The sequence below is a fragment of the Gaoshiqia hydrogeniformans genome, from assembly GCF_049347105.1.
In the GTDB taxonomy this organism is placed as follows: Bacteria; Bacteroidota; Bacteroidia; order Bacteroidales; family Prolixibacteraceae; genus Gaoshiqia; species Gaoshiqia hydrogeniformans.
Genome location: NZ_CP186334.1, coordinates 3,712,624 through 3,731,374, shown reverse-complemented (window position 1 = coordinate 3,731,374; position 18,751 = coordinate 3,712,624). Strand labels below are relative to the sequence as shown.

The 18,751-nt window shown below is 45.7% G+C and carries 9 protein-coding genes; all 9 read right to left on the bottom strand.

Features of this window, described 5'->3' with window-relative positions:
* Positions 1-47 precede the first annotated feature (47 nt).
* The 9 genes from ACOIT5_RS14895 to ACOIT5_RS14855 all read right to left on the bottom strand — a co-directional run bounded on the left by ACOIT5_RS14895 (position 48) and on the right by ACOIT5_RS14855 (position 18,712).
* Entirely contained in the window at positions 48-1,595 is a 1,548-nt protein-coding gene (locus tag ACOIT5_RS14895; protein ID WP_423126951.1) for an alpha-L-fucosidase, read from the bottom strand.
* A 36-nt stretch (positions 1,596-1,631) separates the two neighbouring features.
* Positions 1,632-4,055: a glycoside hydrolase family 2 TIM barrel-domain containing protein gene (locus tag ACOIT5_RS14890; RefSeq protein WP_423126950.1), complete on the bottom strand. Its 2,424-nt coding sequence runs from the start codon at positions 4,053-4,055 to the stop codon at positions 1,632-1,634.
* A 207-nt stretch (positions 4,056-4,262) separates the two neighbouring features.
* Positions 4,263-6,359, bottom strand: coding sequence for an alpha-L-fucosidase (locus ACOIT5_RS14885; protein ID WP_423126949.1), 2,097 nt, complete (start codon positions 6,357-6,359; stop codon positions 4,263-4,265).
* 35 nt (positions 6,360-6,394) lie between these two features.
* Entirely contained in the window at positions 6,395-8,740 is a 2,346-nt protein-coding gene (locus tag ACOIT5_RS14880) for a PDZ domain-containing protein (RefSeq protein WP_423126948.1), read from the bottom strand.
* Between the two features lie 51 nt (positions 8,741-8,791).
* Positions 8,792-11,251, bottom strand: coding sequence for a beta-galactosidase GalA (galA, locus tag ACOIT5_RS14875; protein ID WP_423126947.1), 2,460 nt, complete (start codon positions 11,249-11,251; stop codon positions 8,792-8,794).
* Positions 11,252-11,270: 19 nt separating this feature from the next.
* Complete coding sequence (locus ACOIT5_RS14870) at positions 11,271-13,277, bottom strand: beta-galactosidase (RefSeq protein WP_423126946.1); 2,007 nt, start codon at positions 13,275-13,277, stop codon at positions 11,271-11,273.
* Positions 13,278-13,762: 485 nt separating this feature from the next.
* Entirely contained in the window at positions 13,763-15,349 is a 1,587-nt protein-coding gene (locus tag ACOIT5_RS14865) for a glycoside hydrolase family 43 protein (RefSeq protein ID WP_423126945.1), read from the bottom strand.
* A 30-nt stretch (positions 15,350-15,379) separates the two neighbouring features.
* Positions 15,380-17,311 (bottom strand): T9SS type A sorting domain-containing protein, encoded by a 1,932-nt coding sequence (locus tag ACOIT5_RS14860; protein WP_423126944.1) that lies wholly within the window; start codon positions 17,309-17,311, stop codon positions 15,380-15,382.
* A gap of 45 nt (positions 17,312-17,356) precedes the next feature.
* Positions 17,357-18,712: an alpha-L-fucosidase gene (locus tag ACOIT5_RS14855; protein ID WP_423126943.1), complete on the bottom strand. Its 1,356-nt coding sequence runs from the start codon at positions 18,710-18,712 to the stop codon at positions 17,357-17,359.
* Positions 18,713-18,751: the final 39 nt, after the last annotated feature.

Genomic DNA, 18,751 nt, shown 5'->3' with positions numbered 1-18,751 from the left:
TTTGCAGGAGGACTTGCCCAATATTTCAGGAAAATAATCAGATGATACTATTTAAACTCAACTTTCAGTACTGTTGCAATTTCATTCATTGAATCTGCGCCAGGCGTTGTTACCGTTAATTTATTTCCATTCACCGACCATTTCAACTCAAGGCCGCTTCCAACCACACCAACACGGGAGATATCCTGGTTCTGGTTTGTCTCAAAAACATGTTCCAGTTCAATTTCAGTATTGGGTTCAGGCAAGCCCAACCAATAAACATACAGTGTATTTCCGTCTTTCGACCTGGCAAACCTGATATCGTCTTTGGTGTATTTCATCGTTGCTGACTGGCCTCCGAAATGCCCTTTCTCAAATTCAGCATTTCCATAACCAAAAATTGAATGCACGCGGGTGTTATATACCGCTTCTTCATGCTCCCTGATCCATTCTCCAATGATTTTTAAAACATCTTGCTGTTCTTGAGGAATGACGCCATTTGCCATCGGAGATACATTTAACAGGACCACGCCCTTTTTACTCCACGCGTCAATCATATTGCGGATAATCAAATCAGCTTCTTTGTACTTCAGCCCGTTGGTGTAGCACCAGCTGCCATCGCTAATGGTGATATCTGTCAGCCAGTATTTTTCTGAAATATTTGTTTTCCCACCCTGCTCAATGTCAAGTAAGGCAACACTGTCCGGCAAATCTTCCTGTTTATAAAAAGTTATGGGTTCCTGCCCACGGCTTACTGCCGTGTTATAATGGTGGGTCACCATCTTTTGCCTGTATTCCTCCGGGATCATATCCAGCCACGAATCGAACCAAATCATATCCGGGGCATATTTATCAACGACCTCATTCACTTGTCCTAACCAATATTCATGAAACTCATCAACCGGAATATTACCATACAGATATTTAAGCTTTTCATCTTTGGTGCTTGTAATCCCATTCGGGTCGTAGGCGAAATGACTATCAAAGCCTACTTTTCCGCTATTAGCCCAATGGGTACTGTCGTTTGCATAACGTTGCAGGTTTCGGGCATGGTGGAAGGTCGTTATGGTTTTCATATCGCGTTTTTTAAGTTCTGCCAGAAGCTCTCCTGCGATATCTTTCTCAGGGCCCATATCTGCGGCATTCCATGGGTTGATCTCGCTGTCCCACATGGCGAAACCATCGTGATGTTCGGCAACAAGGCCTGCAAATTTAGCTCCTGCTTTTTGAAACAAGTCAGCCCATTGTGCTGCATTAAAATGTTCGGCCTTAAACAAGGGTATAAAGTCATGATAATTAAAATCAGGCCCGTAAGTTTTCACATGGTAATCACGAACCTCAGCTCCCCATTGTCCTTTTTCAAGGTTTGTATAATACATCCATGCGGGATACCATTCGGAACTAAATGCAGGCACGGAATAAATGCCCCAGTGAAAATAGATCCCAAGTTTGGCATCTTTAAACCATTCCGGTTCGGTGTTGTGTTTGGCTAACGACTCCCAGCTTGGCTCGTAAACGGTTACGTTCTGCGGAGATTGATTGGTGGTACACTCAATTAAAGTGCAGCTTGTAGCCAGGAAAAAAGCTGTTTTTAAAGTCCTTTTAAGTTTATTCATTTATTCCGTTTTTATGATGATTACTATTTACCCGAATTATTCCGCCACCAATCTTGCTGTTGTCACCGGAAGCGTTCCACTTTTTGCGGTAATTGTTATTTCGCCTTTTTCATCGGTTGATTGCACAATGGCCAGGCATTTTCCTAAATGCGCCTCCATTTTATTCCCTTTAAAGAACGTGTGGCTTTGCTGGTTGCCGTTGCCCACGGACAATAATTTACCTGCGCCGGTCACTTCAAATTCAACCAGATTGTCGGCAAACGGCACGGGTACGTTGTTGGCATCAAGCAGTTGCACGGTCACGTAGCACAAATCTTGTTTGTTTGCCTTGATGGTTTGCCGGTCGGGAGTAAGCACCATTTTTGCAGGCTCACCAGCTGTTTCCACAGCAAACGACACGGTTTTGCCATCTTTGGTTTTCCCAATGGCTTCCAGTTTTCCGGGTTGGTAAGGCACCTCAAAAAACAGGAAAGCTTCATTTTTCAAGTCCCATTTGCGGTTACCCAACGACTTTCCATTCAGTTTCAACTCCACATCGGGCACATTGGTATAGACGTGAACGGCCAGGGTATCGCCAGGGGTTTCGTGATTCCAGTGAGCTTCCACCTTGGGCCAGTTCCAAAACGAAGCCATGTTTCTGTTGCGCGCCGATGCGTCGGTTTGCACGGCAATGTAAACCATGGGCTCATCATTCCATAAAGATTTTCGGAACCAGTAGCCCGGTTTTGGGAAACCGCACATGTCGATTACGCCGCAATCGGCACCGCGCCACGGCCAGTTTGGCCATATTTTCCAAAATTCGAACCCGGTACCTACATGGCCAATTCCCGCCTCGCCTAAATAATCGAAGCCCGTCCAAAGAAATTCGCCGGCCACATAATCTTCCAACTGGCCATCGAGCCATTGCTGGTACGAGCGCATTTGCCACGCATTGTGGTCGTGGTAAGGATACATGACCGTTTCTGAGCCGTAAATCACCCGGTTGGGGTATTTTTCGTGGTCGGTTTCGTAAAATGCTTCCTGATAATTGTAGCCTACAATATCCAGCAGTTCAAGCACCCCAAAGTCATTGAAGTTCACAATCTCGTTACAGGCCAACGTGAATGGACGGGTGCTGTCGTGCTTCTTGGCCGCTTCGAGAAGCATCGGTATAATTTTCTCAGCATTGTCCTTGTTATACTGTTCGCGCACTTCGTTACCAATACTCCATGCAATGACCGAAGGATGGTTGCGGTCGCGGCGGATCCAGTTTTCCACATCGCGTTCGTACCATTCCTCAAAATGAGTGGCATATCCGGCCGGGGTTTTTCCATCCATCCATTCGTCAAAAATCTCGTCGATCACCACAAATCCCAGGCTATCGGCATAAGCAAGCAACTCGGAGGCAGGTGGGTTGTGGCTCATGCGCAAAGCATTGCAGCCCATTTCTTTCAAGATTTCGAGCTGCCGTTTGTGAGTCTGGTTGAAAACGGCTGCTCCCAACGGCCCGCCATCGTGGTGGTTGTTTACTCCTTTCAGTTTCACATGTTTGCCATTGAGCGAAAAACCTTTGTTGGGGTCGAATTGGAAAGTCCTGACCCCAAAAGCCGTTGTATAACTGTCAACAACCTCATTGCCGCTCATTAGCTCAACTTGCAAACGATATAAATTGGGTTGACCGATGGACCAAAGTTTAGCATTATTTAGCTGGATGTTTTGATCGATCACCTGTTGCTGACCGGCTTTAACCTCAACATCGGTTTCCGATTTGGCCACCTGCTTACCTTCCGAATCGATGAATTTGGTCACGACGGTGCAAAGTTGATCGGCATCGTTATCGTTGTTCAATTCGATAGAAACATCAACCCGTGCCTCGTTTTGGTTTGTTTCGATGGTACGGGCAAAAACGCCCCATTGATCGATGTGCAGCTTGTTTTTCGCTACCAGCCAAACATGCCGGTAAATGCCTGAACCCGTGTACCACCTCGAATTGGGTTGTTCGGAAGTATCCACCTTTACGGCGATGACATTCTCCTCTCCCACAGGTTCTAAATAAGGTGTCAGGTCGTAATAAAAAGAAGAATAACCATAAGGCCGGATACCCAAATAATGCCCGTTGATCCAGACTTCGCTGTTTCGGTAAACCCCATCGAACAACACCGAAACCTTTTTGTTGGTAAAGGCCTTTTCGGTTACAAAGTGCTTTCGGTACCAGCCGATGCCGCTGTAGGCATAGCCGCCACCTCCCCCTGTAAGGTAGGTGGAATCGAATGGTTGTTCGATACTGAAATCGTGCGGAACGTCAAGCAGTCGCCATTCCGAATCGTCAAAATCTGGTTGTTCAGCTCCCGGATGATCATCCAGGGCAAACTTCCAGTCAAAATCAAACGCCATCTTAGCGTCATGGAGTGCTTGCTCATTTTTGCATGACAAAAACACCATGAAGCACATCAACGAAATAATTAGTGATCTGTTTTTCATTCAATACGAGATTAGTACAGTTTGCTTTTAGTTCTACTTTAACAGATTAAGGTTTGTGTACGATTTTTCTCCTGATTTACCCCGACCCGGCAGCTGCCGGGTGTCAGGAGAAAAATCCGGCTGTTTCCGGCAACTGCCGGATGCAGGGTAAAAACAGCCGGATTTTTCGAAAGTGTTAAAGTAGAATTAATGTTTATTCAAAGATTATCAGTTGGTTATCAAATCCACTTCGGCATATTTGATATTGTTATTATTCTCCGTATTTCTCAATGCCCGAAACTTGACATAGCGGGCCTTTTCTTCGCCGAACGATTTTGCTTGCCATAACGGATTATTTTTGATGTTCGGGAATTCGCCTTCGCTTACCAGTTTCCATTTTTTATTATCAGGTGAAACGAAAAACTGATAATCTGAAATAATCCCCGGGTTCCAGAGACCCATATCCGGATGATAGCGAAACCCAATGATAGTCAATTCTCCACCTAAATCAATTACCAGATCAACGGGCAAAGCTTCCGCTTTCTGCTGCCAGGCTGTTGCCGGATTACCATCCAAAATTGTGTAAGCGTTTTCATCCTCAATCCCTAAAATCTTCCAGTCTTTCCGGACCTGGTCGAACTTTTCATGGCTCACGGCACTGCTTTTTTGCGATGCGGGTTCGTAAGCAATTGCTTTAACTTCCAGCTTGCCATCCGTTTGAACAGGGCCCGAATATTTCGTAGCGCTTGAATTCGGTTCGCTGCCATCCAGGGTATAGAAAACTTCAGACTCCGGGTCGGCCGGGGTAATGATCAGTTCGCCGGCCTGGTTCCTGATAACCGTGGGCGGGGTCAGTATTTGCGGTGCATCATAAACCCCGATATTCGATATCAGCGGACAAGCTTTTGAACCGGTTATATTTAAACGAAGTTTGGTGGCCTCAACGGTTGGAAAACGAAGGATCCGTTTGTAGCCGATCGTGGTTGCTTTTGCTACTTCTTTCCACTCGCCGGCCACCAGCGCTTCAACAGTAAACGATTTCACACGTTGCCCCAAGCGAATGTGCTCCTGTGCCATAAAACGGTTAAAAGCGGTTGGCTTGCCAAAATCGATAGTCAGCGAGGCTGTAGTAACATCATCATCGGTTGTCCAATAGGTTTCTTTGTCGCCGTCAATAGCCTTTGACGCGCTGAATTTTCGGGATTTGCCCCGGACATTTGTGGCCTCGGTTTTTGCATGGTCGGCCAGATTAACAGCAAATGCTTCTTCAACTGCCTGGGCAAGATCAAGCGCGGCCTTCTCATCGGTCGGGTGAATCAGGCCGTTTGGCATAATCGGGAAGTTCAGCAACAGCGTGCCGTTCCGCCCAATAGAATGGTAGTAGGTATCCATCAGGTGAGGAAGCGTTTTCACTTTTTCATCTTCGCTTGGGTGATAAAACCACTCCGGACGGATGGAAGTGTTCACCTCGGCCGGCACCCACGAATCGCCATCTTCAACACCAAAATGCAACATTTCCCAGGGAACATCGCCCGTGGCATTTAACAAACTCCAGTTGGTTTCGCCAACCCAACCGCCTTCAGTTCCCACCCAACGCAGGTCGGCGCGGTCGCCACCGTCGTTCCAGATCACGATGTCGGGTTGAAGTTCGCGGATCATTTGGTAGGTTGGTTGCCAGTCATAATAAGTCGTCCGGTCAATTTTCCGGTTTTCATTGGCACCTCCGTAATATCCGGTACCGCCATTGGCGCCATCGAACCAGATTTCGAAAATTGGCCCGTAGTTGGTCAGCAACTCTTTGATCTGGTTCCTGAAATAGGTGATGTATTCAGGTTTTCCATAATCCGGGTGGTTCCTGTCCCATGGCGATACGTAAATGCCCAACTTCAAGCCGTATTCCTCACAGGCATCGGCCAATTCGCGGACCACGTCGCCTTTACCATCTTTCCAGGGGGCATTTTTCACCGAATACTCCGTGTACTCCGAAGGCCAAAGACAAAAACCACTGTGGTGCTTTGCGGTAATGATGATGCCTTTCATCCCCGCTTCCTTGCAAATCCGCGCCCACTGGCGGGCATCCAATTCTGTGGGGTTAAACAGGTTGATGTCTTCATCGCCAAAACCCCACGATTGGTCGGTATACGTATTCAGCGAAAAATGGATAAAGGAATAGTGCTCCATTTCCTGCCAACGCAACTGATTCTCCGACGGAACGGGACCAACAGGCTCGGGGACTTCAACGTTGCTACACGCGGTAAAAAACACAACTGCAAACAGCAGCATTCGGAACCGGGATTTCTGAGCTAAAATTCTTTTGAGTTTCATGATACTTATATTAGGTCATTTACAATATATTACTTCTATGATTTTATTGTATTAAGAGGGATTACAACTGTGTTTTCCCTTTGATTTCTAAAGATAACCAACTTCAATGGTTTTGTATAATCAGCTTGTCCAATCGCCTTTTCCAGGTCGTCTAAATTATTGATGGCCTTTCCTGCAAATTCTAAAATCACATCATTTGGGCGGAGAAAATCTTTTAGTTTGCTGTATTGGTCAACAATAGAAACCACGTAAACTCCTCGTTCCGAATCCATGCCGGTTGCCGAGCGTTCGCCTTGTGTGTCGAGGTTTTTAATGCGCCATCCCTGCCATTCAATTACTTTTGATTCGGATATATCCATTTTAATAATGGGCGCATTTATTTTCGGTGTTTTAGCCATGCTTTTGAGATGTGATGAAACCACCCCAAAACCATCCATGTCAAAATTCAGGAAGCCCATACGAAAAACCTCCGTTGCGCTGTTTTTCACCCTGAAGTCGCCTTTGCCGGGGTTTTGAAAATCAATGGGATATACAATTGAATTTTTATCAATTCCCGTGTTAATGGCCTCGGCCAAAGCTTTGGGGCTTGTGAAAATGTTGTAGTCAACCATGGCACCCCAGCCCAACAGATTAATGGGTTCAAAAGGTTCCATCACAATGTTGCGTGTAAAAACATCACCACTGTTTTCGAACCACACATGCGGATGAAAGGTATTATTGACCAAAATATTGTTTTCGACCACACGGTAAAAACCTTCGCGCAGCTTAATCCCCCCGTTTAAGCACAGGTTATTATAGATGTGATAATTGCTGGAGCCATCATCCAAATCAATATCCCAGCCCCGGTCGCAACGAAAGCGGTTGTTGCGGATCATTACGGTTGAAATAGCGTCCGCCAAAATCAAGGAAGGTTCGTTCGCCGCTATCCGGTTCATTTCTTCACGGTCTGGGTGCCAAAAACGGTCGCGCCCCCACGAGTTGAACGAACCGTGGTCGCCGGTTTCCTTCACTGTTTCGAACACATCATTGTATTCAATAATATGCCCGCCCCAGGTGCCTTCGCATATGTTGATGCCTGCGCGTGGGACATCGTAAATGCTATTGTGGCTCACGGTAATCGACTTGCACATGGAAAGTTCAACGCCTGTAATTTGCTTCTCAAACAGGCCAATGGTGTGGATCAGGTTATCGTGCACCAAACAATGTGCAGGGTAATTGTTGGTTTTGGGCCCAACTTCCCTATCCAGTTTATCCAAAGGGGTAAAACTGTGATAATTAAAATCCGGGGAGCGCACCGCGCTGGTGTCGCCCACAAAGCAAATAGCACTTGCCCCTATTTGGGTGAAGTGAGAACCAGACACCGCCGAATTGCGGTTGTAGTTGGAGAAAAAAACTGCATTGCCACCCAAATTATGAAGATAACTGCCGGTAAGAGCACAATTTTCGGTTCCTTCAAACACGATGGCGCCACCGCGATACACCGTCCAGTCGGAACGTAGAAGCGGCTCATAGTGTTCCATAAACGTGCGGGCCGTTTGGGTAAATTCGATATTTTTTATCGTGATATTCCTGACCGGTTCCTGCTCTGTGCCCCTGAATTCAATCAAATGTTTCAACTGTGCAACCTCAACGATTGCTTTGTGAATATCTTCGTTTGGCAACGGATAATAATACAAAATGGCTTCATTTGTGTCGTAGAACCATTCTTCAGGAGCGTCCAATTCTTCAAAAATATGCTCCACCATCCGGTTGTCTTTGCTTAATCCATAAGGACGGTTATTTTGCCAGCCGCCTTCCATTTTCAATTCGCCATTTTCATCTTTACCGGTTATGCGGTAATGAAAATCGCCCCAATCGCTTACGTGCATGGCATGGAGGAAACCACCGGCAGGGTTCATCCACGTAGCGACCCGCTCCGGCGATGTGGCATCAGCCGATGTGCCATTAAACCTAATCGCCGTTGAGTCGAAATTTGGATAGCGTGCCATGTGCCTGATTTTCCCGTTTACCGTGAGCATATCAATCGGTATTTCCGGGGAAACTTTCGCCTGCATAATCCCGTTTTTGTATGGCTGCCACTTAAGTTTCAGTTGAATACCACCTGATATTACCACCTGTTCGCCAGAATAGGAAGCCAAAACAAGGTGTTTGTCATCATTGCCGTCGTCTGGCGTAAAAACGATTGGTTTCTCGAGCCTGTATTCTCCGCCGCGTAAAAAAATGGTTACTTCGCCTTTATGTGCGCGTGCTTTATGCTGAGCTACTACAATGCTTTTCAGCGGAGCCTTTTCCGACCCCATGTTTTTGTCGTTCCCGCTGGGAGAAACAAAATAGGTGGTTTGCGCCACAAGGGGTTGCAACATTCCCAAAAATAGGAACATAACAAGAACGTTTTTTAACATAGGTGATATGTTCTTTTTAAGCTTCATTGATTATTCCGCTCTAATGATTACTTCCGCATTTTTTAGGTTTTCCGATGTTGCTTTTAACTTTATCTGCCCGGCATGTTTTTCTGTCTGCACCAACACCATGCAATACCCGTTGAATGCCATGCGCTGGCTGGCCTTATTGGGCTCGTGGCTTTTAGGATTGCCGTTACCTACCCCGATTATTTTTCCGGGGCCTTCAATTTCAAATTTCACAAGGTTATCGGCAGTTGGCACCACACGGCCTTTGGCATCTTCAATAGCAACCCTTATTACAGCCACATCGCAGCCATCGGCTTTGAGTGTGTTCATATCGCTGCTGGCCGCAACTTGTGCGGGTGCCGATGTTGTTTCAACAATATCTCTCGTTACCAATTTTCCACCTTTGTATCCTTTCGCTTCCAATTTGCCAGGTTTGTAAACTGCAGGCCAAATAAGCTTTTTATAAGGTTCAGCCGTTTGCTTGCCCAAACTTTTGCCGTTCAGTAACAGTTCTACTTCATCACAATTGGTGTAACAGTGAACTTTAATGCTGTCGCCTTCTTTGCCGGGCCAATTCCAGTGGGGGAAGATATGCACCACAGGTATGTCTGTCCAGGCTGCTTTGTAAGCATAGTAACCGTCTTTTGGAAAACCGCACAAATCCATAAACCCGAATTGAGAGGATACACTTGGCCACAAGAATGGCGTTGGTTCGCCGCGATAATCGAAGCCGGTCCAAACGAACAAACCACCGAGATAGGGATACTTGACGATATCGGCCCAATCTTCGCCCGGATAGGGGCCCCAATTGGGTTGCCAAATAATTGAGTTTGAACAAGTTTGTGCCCACCAACTGTTCACATATTCGCCCCGGGTGGAAACAAAGCTTGTGCCTTCGGTACAAAACATTACCCTGTCGGGATATTTTTCTTTATCTGTAACATAAGCCAACTGCTTATCTCCATAGTTATAGCCCACCACATCAAGCACATCGGCGTAGCCTCCATCGTTGCGCGCCTTATTCATGGCTGAGGTCACTTTCCTTGTTGGGTCAGTCCGGTAGGTTGTTTCAACCAGGGTTTCCAGTATTCTGGCACCCATCACGGTACCTTGTATCGCTTCTTCATTTTCCATGCTCCACAAAAATATGGATGGGTGGTTGCGATCGCGTATAAGCATGGCGGTTAAATCTTTTAATCCGTCTTCGGAGCTTGACAAATGACGGTTTTCTGCCAAAACAAGTATTCCCATGCTATCACACATGTGAAGCAGTTCGGGGGTTGACGGATGGTGCGTGCGATAGCCGTTGCTTCCCACGTCTTTGAGTAATTTCAGCTTATACCAGTTAATTTTATCGGGCAGGGCAACCCCAAGGCCTGCAAAATCCTGGTGATTACAAGTTCCTTTTACAGGGTAAAGTTTGCCATTTAGGAAAACGCCATCCTTATTGATTTCCACCGTGCGAACGCCAAACGTAGTTTCGTAAGTATCGACAATTTTACCCCCTTCAGTGACTTCGGTTAGCACTTTGTAAAGGTTTGGCGATTCGGGCGACCACAGCTTAGGTGACTTTATCGCACCCATTTGGGCGATTTCAAGCTGTTCGAAAGGGGCCATCGACTGATTGGAGGTTTGGGTATCGACCACCTTCCCGGTTAGGTCAACTATTTTCGAAACAAGCGTAATCTCCTTTTCCGTTGTGTATTCGTTTTTCAGTGTGGTTATAATGTTGACGGATGCTTCGGCATCAGTTATCGTAGGCGTTGTCACGTAAGTTCCAAACCGGGCTACATGAAGTTTATCGGTTTTTACAAGCCAAACATGCCTGTAAATGCCAGCTCCTTCGTACCACCAACCTTGGGCCTGGGTTGCATCGACCTTCACCAAAATAGCATTTTTGCCTTCGTTGCCATAACGCAACACATCGGTAAGGTCGTAGTTTGATGGCGTATAACCGCTCAGGTGGGTGCCCATCAAGTGCCCGTTTACCCAAACGGTGCTATTTCGGAAAATACCGTCGAACTCAATGGAAATTTTTCGGCCTTTGTCGCTTTCGGGTATGACAAATTCTTTTCGGTAAAATCCAATGCCGGTGGGCAAATAGCCACTCCCCCCGGGTTGGCTGCCTAAGGTGTTGTCTTCAACAAAATCACCTTCAATTGCCCAATCATGAGGCAGGTTCACTTCTTTCCAATCGGGAGGAAAAAACGACGCACTGCTTTCAGAATTTGTATAATCAATTACTGTATCTTTCTTGTTAATAATCGGGACATTGATATCAGTTATCCCTCCTTGCCCAACCCTAACAACGAGTTTCATGGCCATGTCGCCTTTATGGAACTGCCAGTTAAAGTCGAAATTCTCCTTTGTTCTTTGGTCTGATACATTAGGTTGCCTGGGTTCCGTGTTTCCATCTGTTAGGAAAAGCAACAGGATAAGAGCCGTTTTGAAAAAAATGATAGCGCTTTTCAGTTTATAATTCATCTTCTTATTATTCTGACAGTTATCTTATTTCTATAAATTCCGGTTCGTATGGGGCAATGGTAAAACTACCGGTGTAGTCTTTGTCAAAAAGAATACTGCGCGACTTTCCGTTGAGCTTGATCTCTTTGGGTTCGCCAGTTATATTCAAATATAGCAAGTGTTTTTCATCAATTTGTCTGGCCATAACACCCGATGGCACATTGGGACCCTTTTTTATGCCAAGTTCGGGGATTAATTCATCGATCAGGCCGCCAAGTACTTCATTTTTAGCAGGCAAACCCACATAAATTGCCCGGCCTTTGCCATATTTGTTCGAAGTCATTATCGGATAATCCTTGTCGAGGCTGGTAAGTGCTCCAATAACTTCGGCTCCCTTTGGTTCCACAATTTCGAACCTCGCCGATTCAGTATCAATGGCTTTTTCGTTATAAGTGAACTCAAGTTTTTTGCCTTTGTACCCTTTTCGCGATATCTCGTTCATCGGTTCGGTTTCTTCAAAACTGGCCACGCGAATACCAAAAACATCGCTCAACATTCCGGGGAGGGTACTTCTGAAAACCTGACCTGTGGTATCAACAATAGCCGAGTTGGCCGTCATAATCACCGTACCGCCGTTATTCACAAAGTTACGGATTTTGGCGGCCGTGCCCTTGTCCATAACAGCAACGCCCGGAACCATCAACAACTTGTAATCCAAAGCACTCTTGTTAATATCGAGCATGCGCGTATCCATGTTGCGGTAGTAAAATAGGTCCCAACAAGCCTGAATTTGGTTGTCATGCTGCTCAGGGAAAGAACTGCTTGCAATTTGGCTTGGAAAAGAAAAAGCCAACCCAACTTCAGCCTGAAGTTTATAGGGGAAATATTTTTCAATCTTTTTGAATTCAGTGGCTATTTGCTTGTATTCATCGTACTTGCGGTTTGGCATTCCATCCCAGTCGAGCATACCTTCCAAATACTGTTCTTCTCCGGCCCACATACTTTGCCAGGTCCAGCCGCAAACCATTTGGTTGCCATACATTAGCGTTTCATAAGCCGACTTTCGGATTGAATTTGGCACCGAAGTCATGGTATTGAATTCGTTGCACCAAAATGGGTTTTCGCTTTCGAACTGAATCCTTGCAATCCCAAATGAAGCATTCATTACCCCATAATTAGTTGTCAACGAATTGCCGGGGTAAAACCCGCAACCATGGCGTGTCATTTTACCGGAATAAGCGATTTCAGAATAATCAAAATATTTCATCCAACTGTAATACCAGGCATTGGTATTGGTCAAGGCATTGGGGGCATTGGTGTTCACCACATCAAGTACTTTAAATAAAATTCCGTTGACTTCATCGGAAACAAAACGGCGGAAATCGAGAATTTTTTCAGGCGCGCCGTTTTTCGAACCGGCTGAAGGCAAACCAACTTCATCGAAGCTGTTCAATCGGCGCGACCAGCGGTGGGTTGCCCAGGCAGTGTTTAAATTATCGAGGTTCGAATATTTGTTTTCCAACCAGGTAACGAACCGCTGGCGAACAGTTTCGGAATACGAAATGGGACCGTCGCCCGATTCGTTGTCGATGCCGAAAGCAAGCAAGGCGGGATGGTTGGCATAGCGTTTTGAAATGGTATCGGTAAAACGCAGGGCATATTTCTGGTAGTTGGGGTCGCCCACATCGTCCATGTAGCGATGGTTCGGATACTGAAGGTTGCCTTTATCGTCCACAACACTGACTGAGGTGTATTTTGTGTGCAGCCAGATGGGTGCAGGGCGGATGGCAATGTCGAGGATAACCTTAATACCAGCCTCGTTCAACTCGTCCATCACTTCGTCAAACCACTCAAAGTCGAAAACCCCCTCCGATGGTTCGTAGCTGTCCCAGGCCAAATGCCCCAAACGGACAACATTCAGGCCGGCTGCTTTCATTAACTCGATATCACTTTTGATTTTTTCGGGGTTTTTGTGGTCGTGGGGATGATAATTGGCTCCAACATAAAGTTGCGCGCTCCCATTTATAACAGAAAAAGAAAAAATCACAATTATTATTGCTAAACATCTGACTTTATGCTTCATGGACTTTTCATTAATTTAGGTTTAAAAAAAATATTTGGAGTACTAATTTCGCAAAAAAATAAGGTGCACAAGGGGCTTTATGTGTCGAAGAGGGTATTGCGATGTACTAATTTGGCTCCAACCTGTCTTATACCGAAAGTTTTGGAGGCTGTCCAAAAAGTTAGGCCTTGATCCTTATTTGACTCTGTGCAACTCTGTGGTTCAGTTATTTATTTTACCACAGAGTTGCACAGAGAGAACAAGGAGGATAGCAGAGTTTTCGGACAGCCTCAAAAAACAAAATTTCAGGAGATGGTCAGACAACAAGCAAATCGTTAGTTTACAGCACGTAACGATCAAAAACTAAAACTACTTAATGAGTTCCGGCCCAGGCCATTAAAGTCAATAGCTCCACAATAAAGTGAGGATTCGTGAGACCGCTTAATAAACACAGGGAGCATCAACTTTATTTAATCTGTAATTTTAGGCGTATATTCAAATTTATCGAAGTCGGCATAGGCTTTCGATGATTCAGCAGACGACGTTGCGAACAGCGCCAGGTATATTCCGGTAAATCCACCCACCGTTTCAGAACTGATGTAACGTACATCCACTTTATCCAAAGGCTCGAAATTTTCACCGTCAGTCGAATAAGCAAACGAATAATAATCTTTATCGCCATGAACCTGTAAATACACGTTCCCTTCCGGCACAGAAATCTCGCAAGCAGTGTGGGTCAGTGCCCCCAAGCGGTAACGCAGGCTCAAAACACGTTCGCCTGTTGCACTTTGTTTTACAAATAAGTCATAATGCGATGTGTTGCTCATGAATACGGTGATTCCTGATTCGTCACCTTCCTGGGCATCAAAAAGCTCCATTGTGGCAGTGGCAGTAAAGTCGATATGCTCTTGCCTGCGCCCAACAAAAGTGGGCGAATCAAGATCGTCCAGCGACACCGGTGTTGCCTTTAAACGCAAATAGCCTTTTCTCTCACTTAATGAATAGTTTTCATTTACGGGGTTTCTTAAATAATTCCATTCAAACCCCAGTTTATTTTCATTGAAATCGGTGCTGTACGATACTTTCGGGAATGGTTGTAGCGGCAAGGTAGGAACATCCATGTTTAAACCCACGGTTCCATCGCCATTAACAACAGGCCACGCGTTTTTGTCCCATCTTACGGGAGCTAAAAAAGTTTCCCTGCCCAGCATGTGGTGCAGCCCTGATTGCGGACGAAAAGCAAGGAATACCATCCACCAGGAACCATCGTTGGCCTGGATGAGATCGGCATGCCCAGTTCCCTGAATCGGACTGGATTGGGCATTTACATTTATATGCGTCAAAATGGGGTTGGCAGGATTCGAATCATAGGGCCCGTCAATATTTTTGCTCCGGGCAATCGTTACTTTGTGCCCATACTCGGTGCCCCCTTCCGAAATCAGGAGATAGTACCAGCCGTCCTTTTTGTAAATATGCGGGGCTTCGGGATAACGGCCGCCGGTGCCAGTCCAAATAGCCTTGCTTTCCGAAAGCTGCTCACCTGTCATTGGGTCGATCTCGGACAGGTAAATACAATTGCCCGGGTTGGAGGTCAGGTAACATTTATCCCCTTCAAAATACAGCGACGGGTCAATACCTTTCTGTTTCAACCACACGGGATCCGACCATTCGCCGGCCGGATCCTGGGTATGAACGATGAAGTTGCCTTTATCCGATACGTTGGTTGTAATCATGTAAAACGTACCTTCGTGGTAACGGATAGTAGGTGCAAAAATACCTCCCGAAGGCCAGACATTTTTTAAATTTAGTTGGGAGGGCCGTGTTAGGCAGTGTCCTATTTTTTCCCAATTGACAAGGTCCTTGCTGTGAAAAACCGGGACTCCCGGGAAGTACTCAAAAGTACTGGTTACCAAATAAAAGTCATCGCCTGCTTTGCAGACACTTGGGTCGGGATGGAACCCCGGGATCACGGGGTTTTGATAGGTTCCTTGGCCGACAACGCTCCCGGTAGCCAGAACGAGGACGAGTGCAAAAAGTGTAAGTTGTTTGATCTTCATAATCGTTTGTCTATTATTATTGTTGGTGGTTTATTTTTTAAGGATCATTTTTCGCGTTGTTGAATAATTTCCAACCCGTAGTTGGTAGAAGTACAGTCCGGAGGGGAGTAAACTTCCGTTAAAATCTATTTGATGTGTCCCTGATGGCAATTCCTTGTTGACCAGGGTGGAAATTTTCGTCCCAGTTTGATTAAACACGTCCAATACAACCAATGCCTTCGTTGAAGTTTGGAATTGAATGGTCGTCGAGCCGGAGAACGGGTTGGGATAGTTCATCAGTCCCGGTTCATTTTTTAGTTCACTTGCAACTGCTGTCGGAAGCAGATGGTTATCACCTGTTTCAATCATGACAAACTGAACTGACCATGCAGGGACATCCAGCTTAATGGCCTCATCAATTGAATACGCATTAGCCGGAATGGCCTCAAGGGTTTCGCGGGGCCCCCATTGGGTCCCTGTCGGACCTACACCGTTCACGGATACAATCGAAGAAAAGTCTCCGTTATCTGCACCACCCGAAAGTAAATAGGCATAATATTGGTCTCCAACGCCAATTGTATTTGGATCTATCTGTACAACCTGTGCTGTACTTCCCTTATTTACGATCATAACCCCAGTTTCACCCGCAGCAAACCTGGAAGCATAAGCTAAAATGTTTTCGTTGTTGGAAGTTGCAGGAATGGCATGGTCGCCAGTAAATTTCTGTGTGTAATAAGCATAATAGAAGTCCGGCCGTGGCTGCCACCTTAGACTCGCATTGTTGCCCTGATAAAACATTCCATCATCACCAGTAGCCAGCAACCATCTTGCACTCATTCCATAATCATTCTTTATTAATTCATTAAACAGGATAGTAGCCTGTAGTCCATTAATATTGGAATTTTGTGGCTCTGGATCGCCGCCCGTGTTGGTAGCCCGGCCATCCATATTATACTCAGTTATGGCTACAGGTTTAGGAAAACCGTTTTTATCAATAATATCCTGCCGAATAAAGTCGATGTTTTTCTTTGGTTCAGTAACTGCATCCGACAACATATTACCCGCGTTTGAATCCTCTCCAAAATAATTGTGCATGACATAGAAATCGGCAGCATCGCCAATTTCGCTAAACACTCCTTCATTCCAGGTACGATCCACCGAATTCCAGCTTGTCGTGCCATCGTAATGCAATACCTGTGCACCGATATAGATTGTTGCGCCCACCTCGGCTGCTGCTGCTCTCATGGAATCGGCAAAAACATTGAAATGCTGACCGTAAAGCTGACCGGTAATAATCTCAGGCTGGCCGTCCTTATTGGTGCTTGTATCAATTTTCCACCCTTTTTCCCATGGACCGGCATTTTCGTTTCCAATTTCCCAAAATTTCGTCCTTCCGTTATCGTGACGTACCCAATCTGCGGCCAGACGGGCTGCCTGTGCCACCGGATCATCGCTCAACCCATAACGGGCATAGCCATAATTGACCGTGATAAGGCCTTGCGACCCAGTTTGCTCGCGTAGTATGTAATATTCCTCCGTTGAAAGGGTCCAAAAATCTTTTCCTGGAATAGGAAAAAACTCTGTAGGATTCCCTGATGAATCGAAAACGTTGTCGGGTATATCATTTGGCAATTCATCCCAGAAATATACATTGGACCAGCTTCCACCGGGAAATCTGATTAACGAGGGGCTCAACAATGTGGTGTTTTCCACAAATTTCGATTCACCTGTGTTATGTCCCATCCAAACCGCTATGGAATTTCCAAACACGTATTTGGATATTTTACTCAGTGTATCGGCCGATAAAGTGACCGTTGCAGTTCGTGCATTCATCGTTTTGTTGGCAACTGCTGAAACTGTGATGGTAGCCTCTTTGGGTTCAAAATCCTCCAAAAAGCAATTTGTGTCCTGTGCGAAAAGTGATGCTGTACAACCTATCACAATACCCAGAGATACTATTAGTTTGATTTTAAAGTCTTTCATTCCACTTTTTCGGCTTAGTACTTATTAATTTGTAGTTTGTTATCGTTAGAGCATATCTGCTTCTGGCACTCCAGAAACCTCTAGTACAACCACCGAATCATTGCCGTTCGGGGCATTCACGGGTAACGAAATTCTGATACTCCCATCTTCAACGGAATAATCAAGCGCTTTCCCAGGATCATTCATCAGGTAAATTTTTACAATAGAATTTTTAATTGCCGAAACCAAAAGCATTCCATCCTGAGGCCATGAAAAAACATGAGCAAACAATTTGCCTTCTTTTTTAGTATAAAAACCCCATTCGGGTTCAGCCGCAAACGGGCTGCGCGCTGTACCGTAAATGCTTTCGCCGTAGCTATCCATCCAATTTCCGATTGCTTTTAAGGTGTCCGCCGTTTGTTCCGGGACAGTCCCATCGCCCTTCGGGCCGATGTTAAGCAAATAATTTCCATCCCGTGAAACCACTTTCACCAATTCCCTAACCAGGTTTTTGGTCGATTTATAGTCATTATCGTTCTTATTGTAGCCCCAGGTCCTGTTCATTGTCTGGCAAGTCTCCCACTGGCGGTTCCGCGGTGCATCAGGCACTTCCTGCTCGGGGCATTCGTAATCGCCCAGGCCAAAACTGCGGCAAACACGTTCATTGACCACCAGGTTGGGATCAAGTCCTATTAAGTAATTATACAAATCGACTCCGTCGGCTTTCGTCCACCACCTTTCAGGGGTTGGGTCACCAGCATTGTACGTCCAATCGCCATCAAACCAGAGAGAAGCGGGATGATAGCGATCAATCAACTCCTTGAGCTGCGCTTTCATATCGCGAATGTAGGCCGTTCGCGCTTCATCCGACTTCATGATAGAATAGGTATGGCCATCGAAGAAATTGATCTCCTGCGAAGAATGACTCCAGTCAAGGATTGAATAATAGAGACAGAATTTGATCCCGGCAGCATCACAGGCCTTTTTCAGTTCCATCAACACATCCCGTTTTCCAAAGGGTGTGAAACGCTGCAGGCTGTACATTTTTTTGCCCGTAACATCCTTAAAGCTTTTCACTTTAGTATCCCACATGCTAAATCCTTCGTGGTGTTTGGCCGTGATTACAATGTACTTCATGCCGGCATCTTTTGCCAGTTGAACAATTTCATTGGCATCGAATTTCGATGGATAAAAATGAGGTGAGACCTGCTGCTGATAATCGGCCTTTTTCCAGTTTTCAACACTGAATGCCCATTCGCCATGCGCCAAATACGAATAGCTACCAAAGTGAATGAACATGCCAAAGCGGTCGTTGTACCACCACTTTAACTTCTGTGGAATCTGATACTGGCCATTTGCCCGGAACGATGGGTTTAAAATCAACATCATCATCCAAAGCAGGAAAACAGAATATTTTTTCATAACTACGAATTAAAATTTGGACGTTCTAATGTCATGTAC

Bases quoted from the DNA above. Each gene is read 5' to 3' on its own strand.
- ACOIT5_RS14885 (WP_423126949.1), bottom strand. From the start codon at position 6,359: ATGAAACTCAAAAGAATTTTAGCTCAGAAATCCCGGTTCCGAATGCTG.
- ACOIT5_RS14860 (WP_423126944.1), bottom strand. From the start codon at position 17,311: ATGAAAGACTTTAAAATCAAACTAATAGTATCTCTGGGTATTGTGATA.
- galA (WP_423126947.1), bottom strand. From the start codon at position 11,251: ATGAATTATAAACTGAAAAGCGCTATCATTTTTTTCAAAACGGCTCTT.
- ACOIT5_RS14880 (WP_423126948.1), bottom strand. From the start codon at position 8,740: ATGTTCCTATTTTTGGGAATGTTGCAACCCCTTGTGGCGCAAACCACC.
- ACOIT5_RS14855 (WP_423126943.1), bottom strand. From the start codon at position 18,712: ATGAAAAAATATTCTGTTTTCCTGCTTTGGATGATGATGTTGATTTTA.
- ACOIT5_RS14865 (WP_423126945.1), bottom strand. From the start codon at position 15,349: ATGAAGATCAAACAACTTACACTTTTTGCACTCGTCCTCGTTCTGGCT.
- ACOIT5_RS14890 (WP_423126950.1), bottom strand. From the start codon at position 4,055: ATGAAAAACAGATCACTAATTATTTCGTTGATGTGCTTCATGGTGTTT.
- ACOIT5_RS14895 (WP_423126951.1), bottom strand. From the start codon at position 1,595: ATGAATAAACTTAAAAGGACTTTAAAAACAGCTTTTTTCCTGGCTACA.